The 12,625-nt window shown below is 68.8% G+C and carries 13 protein-coding genes; 12 read left to right on the forward strand and 1 reads right to left on the reverse strand.

All coding sequences use genetic code 11. The features are described from left to right. The first annotated feature begins 179 nt into the window (after positions 1-179). The 11 genes from ACFO60_RS11375 to ACFO60_RS11425 all read left to right on the forward strand — a co-directional run bounded on the left by ACFO60_RS11375 (position 180) and on the right by ACFO60_RS11425 (position 9,350). A complete protein-coding gene (locus ACFO60_RS11375; protein ID WP_380839940.1) occupies positions 180-425 on the forward strand; it encodes a helix-turn-helix domain-containing protein in 246 nt (81 codons plus the stop codon). Next, positions 422-556, forward strand: coding sequence for a hypothetical protein (locus tag ACFO60_RS11380; protein WP_380839943.1), 135 nt, complete (start codon positions 422-424; stop codon positions 554-556). Before ACFO60_RS11375 ends, ACFO60_RS11380 begins: the two co-directional genes overlap by 4 nt. Then, positions 553-2,745, forward strand: a complete 2,193-nt coding sequence (locus tag ACFO60_RS11385) for a bifunctional DNA primase/polymerase (protein WP_380839944.1) — start codon at positions 553-555, stop codon at positions 2,743-2,745. Before ACFO60_RS11380 ends, ACFO60_RS11385 begins: the two co-directional genes overlap by 4 nt. An 856-nt stretch (positions 2,746-3,601) precedes the next feature. Further along, the gene (locus tag ACFO60_RS11390) at positions 3,602-3,826 is read left to right on the forward strand and encodes a hypothetical protein (protein WP_380839947.1); all 225 of its coding nucleotides are present in this window, start codon (positions 3,602-3,604) and stop codon (positions 3,824-3,826) included. An 83-nt stretch (positions 3,827-3,909) separates the two neighbouring features. Continuing rightward, entirely contained in the window at positions 3,910-4,293 is a 384-nt protein-coding gene (locus ACFO60_RS11395) for a hypothetical protein (RefSeq protein WP_380839949.1), read from the forward strand. Between the two features lie 75 nt (positions 4,294-4,368). Then, positions 4,369-5,211: a recombinase family protein gene (locus ACFO60_RS11400; protein ID WP_380839951.1), complete on the forward strand. Its 843-nt coding sequence runs from the start codon at positions 4,369-4,371 to the stop codon at positions 5,209-5,211. A 116-nt stretch (positions 5,212-5,327) separates the two neighbouring features. Then, entirely contained in the window at positions 5,328-5,840 is a 513-nt protein-coding gene (locus ACFO60_RS11405; protein WP_380839954.1) for a hypothetical protein, read from the forward strand. Positions 5,841-5,878: 38 nt separating this feature from the next. Next, entirely contained in the window at positions 5,879-7,066 is a 1,188-nt protein-coding gene (locus ACFO60_RS11410) for an ATP-binding protein (protein ID WP_380839956.1), read from the forward strand. A 37-nt stretch (positions 7,067-7,103) separates the two neighbouring features. Further along, positions 7,104-7,736 carry a response regulator gene (locus ACFO60_RS11415; RefSeq protein WP_380839958.1) on the forward strand — a complete coding sequence of 211 codons (633 nt, stop codon included), beginning with the start codon at positions 7,104-7,106 and terminating at the stop codon, positions 7,734-7,736. Positions 7,737-7,848: 112 nt separating this feature from the next. Then, entirely contained in the window at positions 7,849-8,544 is a 696-nt protein-coding gene (locus ACFO60_RS11420; RefSeq protein ID WP_380839960.1) for a neutral zinc metallopeptidase, read from the forward strand. 50 nt (positions 8,545-8,594) lie between these two features. Beyond that, a complete protein-coding gene (locus tag ACFO60_RS11425; protein WP_380839962.1) occupies positions 8,595-9,350 on the forward strand; it encodes a CPBP family intramembrane glutamic endopeptidase in 756 nt (251 codons plus the stop codon). A gap of 5 nt (positions 9,351-9,355) precedes the next feature. On the opposite strand, the gene ACFO60_RS11430 is transcribed toward ACFO60_RS11425, so the two are convergent. After that, positions 9,356-10,087, reverse strand: coding sequence for a PIG-L deacetylase family protein (locus tag ACFO60_RS11430; RefSeq protein ID WP_380840293.1), 732 nt, complete (start codon positions 10,085-10,087; stop codon positions 9,356-9,358). A 183-nt stretch (positions 10,088-10,270) separates the two neighbouring features. On the opposite strand from ACFO60_RS11430, the gene pcrA reads away from it, so the two are divergent. Beyond that, complete coding sequence (gene pcrA, locus ACFO60_RS11435; protein WP_380840295.1) at positions 10,271-12,517, forward strand: DNA helicase PcrA; 2,247 nt, start codon at positions 10,271-10,273, stop codon at positions 12,515-12,517. Positions 12,518-12,625 lie beyond the last annotated feature (108 nt).

The raw sequence follows: 12,625 nt of genomic DNA on the forward strand, positions 1-12,625 counted from the left end.
CAAGCTCAAGCAGTGGCGAGCCATCGCCACCCGCTTCGACAAACTCGCCAGCCGCTACCTAGCCGGCGCCACCATCGGCTGCCTGATGCTCTGGCTCCGCCACCGCGAATTGTCAGACACGCCCTAGCAGCAAGGCGGGCAGCCAACCCCCTCCTCCGTGAAGACACCGGAGGACTGTCGTGCCAACGACGACTCTCGTTTTCAGCCCGTCGAAGTTCACCACCTTGTTGGAGCAGTCCGGCGTCAGCAGGGGCGCGCTAGCCCGTTCGTTTGGTGGCGACGGTAGGCGGTCTGAGGCCAACTACAGAAACCAGATCACCTGGTGGGCCAAGGGCCGCCGCGTTCCGAGTCGGCTCAACATCGAGCGCCTGGCCAAGGGCCTCGGCTGCTCGGTCGAGGACATCTGCGACGAGGTCGAGCTGTGAACGCCGACGAGATCCAGTGGACCTTCATGCCGGACGCGGACAGGGCCAAGCGCCTGATGCGGCTGCTGTTCGACCCGCAGGCCGACGAGGCCGAGCAGGCCCCGGACATGGAGGAGGGCGAAGCCGCGTGACTGCCACACCCCGCGACCCCGCCCCTAAGAACGATCTCCACCACCAGGGAAACACCCAGGGTGACGTGCCGTCAAGGCCAGCCAAACTCTCCAGTGAGGAGGCCACCGCTGCGGCGTTGGAGCTGGTCGCCGACGGGTTCCCCGTGTTCCGGCTCAAGCCGAACGGCAAGGAGCCGTTGATCAAGTCTCCTCACGGCATGGACGACCCGCTCTACGGCGTCTGCAAGGGCGAGTGCGGCGAGCAGGGCCACGGCGCACACGACGCGACTTACGACCCCGAGGTCGTCAAGGAGTGGTGGGGTGGCAACGGCGTCGATGACACGGTTCCCAACATCGGAATGGCGCTGCCTGGGTTCGTGGCCCTGGACCCTGACGGCGACGAGGGCAGGGCGTCGCTCGCTGCGCTCAAGGAGAAGTACGGGGACCTCCCGCCGACCCGTGTTCACGAGACGGGCAGCGGTGGCCTGCACATCATCTTCAAGGATCCCGAGGGCAAGTTCCGCTCGCTGAACGAGGCGCTGGGCGAGAAGCTCGACGTCAAGGCTGGCGAGGGGTCGTACCTGGTCGCGCCGACGTCGATCCACCCGAAGACGAGAAAGCCGTACCGGATCCAGGAGCACCGTACGCCCGCCCCTGCTCCGGAGTACCTTCCGGAGGCGATCGAGAAGCTTGCCGTCAGCAAGTCCGGGGACACCCCGGACGGCGATCGCACCCCCCTGGTCGATCTCCTTGAGGAAGGGGCAGAGCAGGGTGGCCGTGACGAGTGGCTGACCAAGGTCGCAGGCCACTACGCCAAGTCGTTCACCAAGTTCCAGGACTTCCACGCTCTCCTCAAGGCCACCAACGACGTCCGTTGCAACCCGCCCCTGACGGAGCGTGAGGTCAAGAAGATCGCGCGGTCGGTCTGGAACCGGGAGCAGGCCAAGAAAGAGCAGGGCGTTAAGGAACTGCTCGACAAGCTGGCTGAGGGTACCGACCCGGCTGAGGTCATCGCGGCCCTGGAGGACAACGCCGAGTTCGAGCACAAGTACCGGGACAAGCTGCTCAACAAGCTCGCCGACAAGAAGGCCGCCGACACCCTGGCAGGCCGGACCGACGAGTCGGATTACCACCCCGCGATCGGCAGCCTGGCCGACGTCATGGCCGAGGTCGACGAGATGGACGACCCGCAGTGGCTCATCGAGGGTCTGTGGCCCGAGGACGCCTACGGGGTCATCGCCGCGCAGAAGAAGGCGGGTAAGACCTGGTCGGGTCTGGACCTGGCCGTGTCGGTGTCGGCTGGCGGCAAGTGGCTTGGCGAGTTCCAGTGCAAGACGGGTCCGGTGATCTACATCATCGGTGAGGGCGGCAAGCGGAACACCATTCGCCGAATCAGGGCCATCGCGCGGCACAAGGGCATCGACCCTGCCGGGTTGCCGATCCAGCTCTGCACGGTTCCAGTGCAGATCACCAAGGCCGAACACCTCAAGCTGGTGCGTGACTGGATGACCCAGGTTAAGCCTGCGCTGGTCGTGATCGACCCGTTCTATCTGAGCCAGGGGGCGGCTAACGGCACCAACCTTGCCGAGATGGGCGAGACCCTGCGCGAAATTCAGGTGGTCGTGTCGAACGGGAATGCCGCCCTGGCGATCCTGCACCACTTCAAGAAGGGCAGCGCGTCCGGCACCGACCAAATGACCGGTGTTGGTCTCCAGGAATGGGGGCGCGTGCTGGCGGTCGCCAACATCTACAAGAGCGAGATTGATGCCGAGGCCACCATGCGGACGCGGGTGACTCTCAATTGGGAATTCAGCGGGTCGGAGATCGCGCCGCACGAATTCAGCACTACGCGCGAAGTATGGAGCGAGGACCCCAAGAGCCTCGTCAAGCCGATGTATTACGAGGTGTCGGTCGGCGGGGTGGCCGGTAAGCGGACGGCTAAGGACGTGCCCAGGTTGCCAGGCGGGCAGCAGATGCTTTATGACGCCATCGCGTCGATGGAGCCGGGCAAGGCGACCGTCAAGGCTATTACCGCCTGGATGGACAAGCACCGTCCCGAGCGCAAGTCGTTCAAGGACGCTAAGGCGGTCGGCCAGGCTCTGGTACGGCTCCGCGAGAACCTCCCGGATCTCCTCGAATTCGACGAGTCCCCCGGTAAGGCCATCGTCTACACGATCAAGTCTCAGGCCGATGAAAGCGACCCCGAATAGTCCACGCGGCTACTCCACCCCACAGGGGCCCACGCGTGGAGTACTACGTGACCCCTCGTGGAGTACGCCGCAGCAGGCCGGAGGGGGTCCACACCCCCACGTGGCCCCCCACGTGCAGCCCACTCCACACCCCCACGCTCTCTATAGGAGCGTGGGGTGCGTGGGGGTAGCGGCGGGCACGGCGTAATAGGTAATTAGAAATCAAAAGTGCTGGCTGGCCCATGGAAACCCGTTGTCCGGACACTGCCCGGCATATGCCGGACACCCGGACACCTGCACGTGCAGGTGTCCGGACAAGCGCCGGGCGTGACCGGGTGGCACATACTCGGCCGCAATACGTGACACCCGGTCAACGCATGCGGCCACACTATCCGCCACATATAGGCCGCACTATCTGCCATACCTAGCCCGCACTACCCCCGCAGTACGTGACAACGAGTCACGTACTCGGCCCACGCCCAGGAGGCAGTAAATGGTGAGCTACAAGGTTAGGCAGCGCTGGGCTGACGAGTCGGGGAGGCTATCGCGAAAAGGTCTAGGCGGGTGTCTCCCGGGGTGTCTTCTACCCGTCTCCTGGTGCCTTTCCGGAAATTGCGTGGGCAGGCACGGGAGACGGGGGTGGAGACACCCCGGGAGACACCCACGGGGGCACGGCGAGCGGTGGCCCACGGAGACCACGCCCTGGCCGGTCAGGGGGGTGAGCCCGGGGGTGAGCCAGGGGGTGAGCCAGGGGCGTTCCGAAAACCCCCGGGGGCTCTCCGGGCTCACCCCTGGCATGGGGGGTGGCACACCCCGGGCAGTAGGCCCTATTACGGGAGTAATTGTGGCGGGTAAATCACGGTGTTTCGCTGGATATATGACAGAAAAGAGGCGGGTTCGGGTCTCCTGGGGCTATACCCGAATTCCAGTAAGCGACGTCGAAGGCGTCCGCGAAGCCCTGCAGGAGCTATTCGGCTGCTGCCCCCCATTCGAGGCGACCGACGAGCGCGGGGAGTGGCTCGTTGAACTGCCCAGCGAATACGCCGGGTTCGGTCGTGTGTTCGTTGACGCCGGAATCTTCAACCTCGTGACAAGGCCGTGATTAAAGCAAATCTTATGCAGGGCTATTCGCGAATGATTTGATTTTCACGTAGGCCGGAAACGCCCCGACAAGAGGAGCTCGCAATGACCGCCAAGACCACCGCCCCCGCCGCCCCCGCCAAGAAGTCGACCGAGCCCACCCCCTGCCTGTGCGGCTGTGGCGAGAACAGCAAGGGCAAGTTCCGCCCCGGGCACGACGCGCGTCACTGCTCCAACCTCGCCAAGAAGGTCGAGGCCAAGGAGCTGACCCGAGCCAAGGCGCTGGCCGAGGCGGGCAAGGCGAGCGACGCCCTGCGCAACAAGCTCGCGACGATGCTCGACAACCAGGGCAAGCGGTTCAAGGAGAAGGGCGACAAGGCGGTGGCTCGCGCCCAGGCCAAGGCCGCCAAGGCGGTGGCTCGCGCCCAGGCCAAGGCCGCCAAGGCGGCTGCGGCTGCTCCCAGCAGCCCCGAGAACGTCAGTGCCTGACCCCCACCCCCACAACGGCACCCCCGGAGCCCACGCGGCAACCGGGGGTGCCGTGCTATCCCCCAGGAGCAGCTAATGCGCGCAGCGATCTACGCCCGAGTGAGCACCGAACACCAAGTCGACAACACGAGCCTGGAGGACCAGGAGCGCATCTGCCGGAAATACGCCGAGCGGCAGGGCTGGCGCGTGGCCCGCGTGTACCGGGAGGAGGGGTTCACGGGCACCCGCGAGGACCGCCCGGAGTGGCTCCGGCTGATGCGGGACGCCCGAGCCGGGCTGTTCGACGTGGTGGTTGTCATGAACACGAAGCGATTCGCCCGGAGCGTGCGAGTCGGCCTGAACCTATCCTTCGAGCTGGGGGAGCTAGGCGTCGGCCTGGCCATCACTGAGATGCAGCTCGACACGACCACCAGCCAGGGGCGTTTCATGCGAACCCAGATGCTGGCCGTCGCGGAGCTGGACCGGGACATGGTCGTTGAGCAGATGGCCAGAGGGCTTCACGCGAAGGCACGGCGGGGGCAGTGGCCAAGCTCAGCGTCGTCGCTGCCGTACGGCTACACGCTGGAGGGCCAGGGGCGAACCAACCGCGTGGTGATACATCAGGGCGAGGCGGCGATGCTGCGCGCCGTGCTGGGCTGGGTCGTCGATGAGGGCTTGACCAGGGGGCAGGCCACGATCCGGCTGAACGCCCAGGGCTACCGGCAGCGCAACGGCAAGCCGTTCCACCAGGACAACCTGCGGGACATTCTGCGCAACCCCAGCTTGAAGGGCGAGCTGACCTGGGGCGGCAGCGGCAAGTACGGCGACCCGGTGCGCATCCAGGTCGAGCCGATCGTGAGCGAGGCCAGGTGGCAGGCTCTCCAGCGTGCGCTCAGCCGCAACAGCATGGTGACGGGCGAACGAGGTGCGTTCCCCTGAACCAGGGGCGGATGGTCTCGCCGTGCGGGCAGGCTTACGGGGGCATCGCTCGTGACGGCATCTACAAGTGCAGGGGCAGGCGGTGGAACGCTCAGGGCCGAGCCAAGTGCGGATGCGTGAATCTCAAGGTGGAGCCGACCGAGGCTCGCGTGTGGGCAGCGCTGACTGAGCTGCTGGGCGATCCCGAGCGGCTGGAGGCCATGGCGTCCGATTACCTGAGCCTGCGGCCAGCGCCAGCAGGGACCGATGAGGCCGAGCGGGTGGCGGCCCAGATCACCAAGCTGGAGCGCAGCCTCAACGAGACGGTGATTGAGTACGCGAAGGCCGGACTGCCCGCCGAGGCGGTGAAGGCCGCGACCGAGCGCATCACTGCCGAGCTGGACGAGCTGAGGTCGCGCAAGGCAGAGATCGAGGCGAGCCGGATCGAACCCGAGCGGATCAGCGAGCTGGTTGCCCGAGCGCGGCGGCGGCTGGCCCGGCTGCCTGCCCACAGGCGCAGTGAGGTGCTTGACCTGCTGGATGTTCGGGTGGCCGTGGTCGACAACGCCAAGTGGCCACGCCTGCGGATCACTGGTGTTTTGCCGCTCCCGGATACACAGACTAGGGGGAGATCTCAGGGAGCGCCCTGATGCGTTCTTGCCCCTCGACGTGTGACGATGCTCGGGAGATGTCCGAGACCCCCACCACCCCCGAGGCATACCCCCGCTTGTTCCGTCCGCTGCGCGGGCGGCTCGTGGCGGGCGTCGCCCAGGGTGCCGCCGCCCAGCTGAAGCTCGACCCGGTCGTGCTGAGGCTCGCCTTCGTGCTGCTCAGTGTCCTTGACGGGCTGGGCGTCATCGCCTACGCCGCGCTGTGGATGTTCACCCCGCAGGAGCCGCACGAAGGCGAGGCGCCGAGCCGCGACTGGGGGCAGGTGGCCGCGTACTCCGTGCTCGGCATCGCGCTGACCTCCTTCGGCTGGCTCACCGGCGCCTCCACCGGAGGCGTCGGCACCTGGTCGATCGCGGTCGGCGGCATCGGCACGCTGATCCTGTTCCAGCAGGCCGATCCGAGCCGCCGCCAGCGCTGGATGACCGACGCCGTCCGCCAGGTGCGGCGCTCGTGGATCCGCACCGGCATCGGGTTGCTGCTCGTGATCACCGGCGCGATCGGCTTCCTGGCCGCGCAGGGCAAGCTCGCCGAGGCGCGTCCCGGCCTGGTGTTCACCGCCGTCGTCGTCGGCGGCCTCGCGCTGATCACGGCCCCCTGGCTGACCGGCCTGTGGAAGGAGCTGCAGAAAGAGCGGCGCGAGCGCATCCGGCAGGAGGAGCGCGCCGAGATGGCGGCGCACGTCCACGACTCGGTGCTGCACACGCTGACGCTGATCCAGCGCAACGCGCAGGACCCGTTCGAGGTGACCCGCCTGGCCCGCTCCCAGGAGCGCGAGCTGCGCAACTGGCTGTACCAGCCCAAGGCCGACGCCGACGCCACCATGGCCGCCGCCGTGCGCCGGGTGGCCGCCGAGATCGAGGACGAGCACGGCCTGCCGATCGAGATCGTCTGCGTGGGCGACTGCGACCTGGACGACGGGCTGCGCGCGATGCTGCAGGCCGTGCGGCAGGCGATGGTGAACGCGGCCAAGTACTCCGAGGCGCCGGTGGTCTCCGTTTACACCGAGGTCGAGCCCGGAGAGGTCACCGTGTTCGTCAGAGACCGCGGTAAGGGTTTCAATATGGACGAAGTGCCCGACGACCGCATGGGCATCCGCCAGTCGATCATCGGCCGGATGGAGCGGCACGGCGGCGCCGCCCGGGTCAAGACCGAGCCGGGCGAGGGCACCGAGGTGATGCTGACGATGAAACGGGAGCAGTCGTGATCCGCCATCTGCCCCCAGGGGTGAGGAAGCCGTGAATATGGTCAAGGTACTGATCGTGGACGATCACCGGCTCTTCCGGTCGGGGGTGCGCGCCGAGCTCGGCCCGCAGATCGAGGTGATCGGCGAGGCCGAGGACGTCGAGTCCGCGGTCGGCGCCATCGAGACGCTCAAGCCCGACGTCGTCCTGCTCGACGTGCACATGCCCGGCGGCGGTGGGCAGGAGGTCCTGCGCCGGGTCCTCGGGTCGGGGTCGCCGGTCCGCTTCCTGGCGCTGTCGGTGTCGGACGCCGCGGAGGACGTCATCGGCGTCATCCGCGGCGGGGCCCGGGGGTACGTCACCAAGACGATCAGCGGCAGGGAGCTCACGGACGCGATCGTCCGGGTGTCGGAGGGCGACGCGGTGTTCTCGCCCCGCCTGGCCGGCTTCGTCCTGGACGCCTTCTCCTCCACCGAGGCGCCCTCCATCGACCCCGAGCTCGACTCCCTGACGACGCGCGAGCGCGAGGTGCTGAGGCTCATCGCGCGCGGGTACGCCTACAAGGAGATCGCGAAGGAGCTGTTCATCTCGGTGAAGACGGTCGAGACCCACGTCTCCTCCGTCCTGCGCAAACTCCAGCTGTCCAATCGGCACGAGCTCTCCCGCTGGGCCACCGCCCGGCGCCTCGTCTGAGCCGCCGGCCGGCCGCCGCCGGCCGCGACCGGTCCTGGTCCGTCCCGCCCCGCCGTCGCCGGCCCGCGCGGAATCGTTCGCGATGGCATGACGGGTCGGCCAGGATGGACGTGTGACCCCTCGCGCAACACTGACGCTCGTGCTCGCGGCCGTGCTGGCCACGAGCTGCTCCTTCGCGCCATCACCGAAAGACGGGCACTCCGCGCCCGACCCCACCGCCGCAACCCGTTCCGGGTCCGCAAGCCCGTCGTCGGTCGGCCAGACCTTCGAAGAGGACGTCGAGCTCGCGCGCACCCTCACCGAGCGCTACTGGCAGCAGACCTTCGAGACCGCCGGGCGCACCTACCGCCCGCTGACCAGGTTCGAGGCCTACTCCGGCCAGAACGGCCCCGACTGCGGCGGCCAGCCGTCGGTGCCCGAGAACGCCTTCTACTGCCCCGTCGGGCACTTCGTCGCCTACGACGAGCAGTGGATGGGCTCCTTGTACGACAAGCTGGGGGACGGCGCGGTGTACGTGATCATCCCGCACGAGATCGGCCACGCCGTGCAGGCGCAGCTCATGAGCGACTTCAGCCTCAACATCCAGCGCGAGCTGCAGGCCGACTGCTACGCCGGGGGCGCGCTGAAGGGCCTGATCGACGGCGGGCAGCTGGAGGCCGAGAGCGGCGACGACGAAGAGCTGCTGGCCAATCTCGCGGCGGCCGGCGACCCCACCGACATCTGGTGGCGCGAGGACGCCCACGGCACCCCGGTCCAACGCCAGCAGTTCTTCGCCAAGGGATTCAACGACGGCGTCAACGCCTGCTGACGCCCGTCCGTAACGTGGCCTGAGCGGCATCGGCCAGAGAGGTGGTGGTCATGGACGGCGACGCCGTTCCGGCTCATCGTGTCCTCGCGCCCGCGGTCGGCGTGCTGGTGGCGGCCAACGTGCTCAACAACCGCCTCGCCCGGCGCCTGGCGCCGCTGACCTCGGCCGCCGCCTCCGGCGCGCTCGTGCTCCTGGCGCGGCGCGGCGGGCTGTCCTGGTCCGAGCTGGGCTTCGCGGACGCGCGCCGTGGCGCGCGCATCGGCGGGTCCCTGGCCGCGGCCGTGGCGGCGGTGTACACGGCGGGTGTCCTGCTGCCGCCGACGCGGCGTTACTTCCGCGACCAGCGGGCGCTCGGCCTGTCCCGCGCCCGCCTGGCCGAGGAGGTCCTGCTCCAGGTGCCGTTCGGCACCGTGCTGCTGGAGGAGATCGCGTTCAGAGGCGTGCTGCCCGCCGCGCTGCGCCGTTCACACGGGCCGTTCGCGGCCGTCACGGGCTCGTCGGCCCTGTTCGGGCTCTGGCACATCCTGCCGTCCCTGGACATGGCGGACGCCAACCCCGCCCTCGGGCACCTCGTCCAGCCCGCCGACGCGGGGGTGGAGCACCGGGCGGGCGGGAGGAGCGCCGTGCCGCTGGTGGCGGGCTCGGTGGTGTTCACCGCGGCCGCGGGGGCGTTCTTCCTCGAACTGCGCGGGCGCGGCGGGCTGGCGGCGCCCGCGATGCTGCACCTGGCCACCAACACCCTCGGATTCCTCGCCGCCCGCGCCACCCGCCGCCTCGATCGCCGGGGGCGTCGCGGCGGCCGGTGAGGGGTTCAGGCGGTGGGGACGACCTGGAACGCCTCGGCGTAGGCGCCCTCCGGCAGGCCGGCGGCCTTGGCGTTCATCGCGAGCCAGCCCTTGACGAAGCCTTCGAGCGCGTCGTCCATGTGGGAGGTCTGGCTGACGTGCGCCCGCAGCGCCTGGAACTTGCGGTCGAGCGTGGCGGTGACGTCCACGTAGTGGTTGTTGGCCTGGCCGCCGGTCAGCCACACCTCGCGCGCGCTCCACGCCGCAAGCCCCTCCTCGGCGAGCAGCTCGGGGAAGGCGTACGGGTTGCGCGCGTCGGGGTAGACCGCGTCGAGCGTCGCGCCGCCGACGGCGCGGTGGTCGGGGTGGCTCGGCCCCATGCGCAGGTAGTTGCGCTCGGGGTGGGAGGTGATGACCCGGTCGGGGCGCACCTGGCGGATCACCCGGGCGATGTCGCGGCGCAGGGGCAGGGTCGGCTCCACCGTGCCGTCCTTGTAGCCGAGGAAGCGCAGATCCTCGACGCCGACCACCTTGGCCGCCTCGGTCTGCTCGGTGCGCCGCAGCGCGGCCATCCCGCCGTTGTCGAGCTCGCGGTCGAACCCTCCGGCGTCACCGTCGGTGACGACGCAGTACACGACGCGGATACCCTTGTCGGTGAAGCCGGCGATGGTGCCCGCCGCTCCGAAGTCGACGTCGTCGGGGTGCGCGGTCACCACCAGAACCGTGCCGATCTCGGCGTCGTCAAGTGCGGTCACGATCGTCCTCCTTGGTTCCACTGGGCGCTGAACAAGCGGCGCGGCCGTGATATTTCCGACCGGCGCGTGACGTGCGGATGTCGTGCGGCGGGAAACCCGTCCGGCGGCCTGAGTGGAGCCGAAGCGGTGCCCATTGTCGGTGGGCGGCCATAATCTAGGGGCGTGTCGACCCGAGCCGTGAACCCCATTGTTGATCATCCTTTGCTCGACGGGCTCAACCCGCAGCAGCGGGACGCCGTCGTCCACGAGGGCAGCCCGCTGCTGATCGTCGCCGGGGCGGGGTCGGGGAAGACGCGCGTGCTCACCCACCGCATCGCCTACCTGCTGTCCGAGCGGGACGCGCAGCCTCAGGAGATCCTGGCGATCACCTTCACCAACAAGGCCGCCAGAGAGATGAAAGAGCGGGTCGACCGGCTCATCGGCCCGAGGTCCAAGGCCATGTGGGTGATGACCTTCCACAGCGCCTGCGTCCGCATTCTGCGCAGGGAGGCCAAGCGGCTGGGCTTCACCTCCAGCTTCTCGATCTACGACCAGGCCGACTCCCAGCGGCTGATGGCGATGGTGTGCCGCGAGCTCGACCTCGACCCCAAGCGCTACCCGCCGCGCTCGTTCTCCGCGCAGGTGAGCAACCTCAAGAACGAGCTGATCGACTACGAGACGGCGGCGGGCAAGGCCCAGACCCATCTCGAACGCACGCTCGCCGAGGCCTACGCCTCCTATCAGCGCAGGCTCACCGAGGCCGGCGCGATGGACTTCGACGACATCATCATGCTGACGGTCACCCTGTTCCAGCTCTTCCCCGACGTGGCCGAGCACTACAGGCGCCGCTTCCGCCACGTGATGGTCGACGAGTACCAGGACACCAACCACGCCCAGTACATCCTGATCAGAGAGCTGGTCGGCCACCCCGAGCTGCGCACCGCCGACGGCGATCTGGTGCGCGAGGGCTCGGTCGAGCCCGCCGAGCTGTGCGTGGTCGGCGACGCCGACCAGTCGATCTACGCCTTCCGCGGCGCCACCATCCGCAACATCCTCGAGTTCGAGCGCGACTATCCCAACGCCCGCACGATCTTGCTGGAGCAGAACTACCGCTCCACGCAGACCATCCTGTCGGCCGCCAACGCCGTGATCTCGCGCAACGAGAGCCGCAAGCCCAAGAACCTCTGGTCCGACCAGGGCGCAGGTCCCAAGATCGTCGGGTACGTGGCCGACAACGAGCACGACGAGGCCATGTTCGTCGCCCAGGAGGTCGACCGCCTCGCCGACGAGGACGACGTGACGCCCGGCCAGGTCGCCGTCTTCTACCGCACCAACGCCGCCTCCCGCGTGTTCGAAGAGATCTTCATCCGCACCGGCCTGCCGTACAAGGTCGTCGGCGGCGTGCGGTTCTACGAGCGCAAGGAGGTCCGCGACCTGCTGGCCTACCTCCGCGTGCTCGCCAACCCCAGCGACACCGTCTCGCTGCGCCGCGTCCTGAACGTCCCCAAGCGCGGCATCGGCGACCGCGCCGAGGCGATGGTGGAGGCCTTCTCCATCCGCGAGCGCATCCCCTTCTACGAGGCGCTGAGCCGGGCGGAGGACGCGCCGGGCCTGGCCACCCGGTCGCTCAACGCCATCAAGGAGTTCGTCGCCCTGCTGGAGGATCTCCGCGGCAAGGAGCTGCCGATCTCCGAGCTGGCCGAGGAGGTCCTGGCCGGCACCGGCTACCGCACCGAGCTGGAAACCTCGGGCGACCCGCAGGACGAGAGCCGGCTCGAGAACCTCAACGAGCTCATCTCCGTCGCCCAGGAGTTCGAGGAGGCCAATCCCGACGGCACCCTGGTCGACTTCCTCGAGCAGGTCTCCCTGGTCGCCGACGCCGACCAGATCCCCGAGGGGGAGGACCACCAGGGCGTCGTCACGCTGATGACCCTGCACACCGCGAAGGGGCTCGAGTTCCCCGTGGTCTTCCTCACCGGCCTCGAGGACGGCGTCTTCCCGCACATGCGTTCCCTGGGCGAGCCCCGCGAGCTGGAGGAGGAACGCCGCCTGGCCTATGTCGGCATCACCCGCGCCCAGCAGCGGCTCTACATCTCGCGCGCCGCCGTCCGCAGCTCGTGGGGGTCGCCGGCGTTCAACCCGGCGTCGCGGTTCCTGGCCGAGGTGCCGGGCGACCTGGTCGACTGGCGCGGCGACCCGGCCAAGAACGCCTGGGGCGCCGCCACCAAGCGCGAGACCCGCGCCGAGAGCCGCACCGCGGCGGCGTCGCGCAAGACCGGCGGCAGGGTGATCCCGAACCTCAGCCCCGGCGACCGCGTGACGCACGACCAGTTCGGGCTCGGCACCGTGGTCTCCGTGGACGGCATGGCCGAGAAGACGAAGGTGAAGGTCGACTTCGGTTCGGGCGGCGAGAAGACCCTCCTGCTCGCCTACGCCCCCATCGAGAAGCTCTGAACCCCCCGCATCCAGACGATCCCCGCTCCGGCCGCGGCCGGAGCGGGGCGCGAGAACGGGTGAGTCTCGCAACGGGTGAGGGCCCGAGAACGTGAGGCCCGGTGAGCA

The sequence above is a fragment of the Sphaerisporangium dianthi genome (genome assembly GCF_042654065.1).
Taxonomy (GTDB): domain Bacteria; phylum Actinomycetota; class Actinomycetes; order Streptosporangiales; family Streptosporangiaceae; genus Sphaerisporangium; species Sphaerisporangium dianthi.

Bases quoted from the DNA above. Each gene is read 5' to 3' on its own strand.
- ACFO60_RS11395 (WP_380839949.1), top strand. From the start codon at position 3,910: ATGACCGCCAAGACCACCGCCCCCGCCGCCCCCGCCAAGAAGTCGACC.
- ACFO60_RS11410 (WP_380839956.1), top strand. From the start codon at position 5,879: ATGTCCGAGACCCCCACCACCCCCGAGGCATACCCCCGCTTGTTCCGT.
- ACFO60_RS11425 (WP_380839962.1), top strand. From the start codon at position 8,595: ATGGACGGCGACGCCGTTCCGGCTCATCGTGTCCTCGCGCCCGCGGTC.
- ACFO60_RS11390 (WP_380839947.1), top strand. From the start codon at position 3,602: ATGACAGAAAAGAGGCGGGTTCGGGTCTCCTGGGGCTATACCCGAATT.
- ACFO60_RS11415 (WP_380839958.1), top strand. From the start codon at position 7,104: ATGGTCAAGGTACTGATCGTGGACGATCACCGGCTCTTCCGGTCGGGG.
- ACFO60_RS11400 (WP_380839951.1), top strand. From the start codon at position 4,369: ATGCGCGCAGCGATCTACGCCCGAGTGAGCACCGAACACCAAGTCGAC.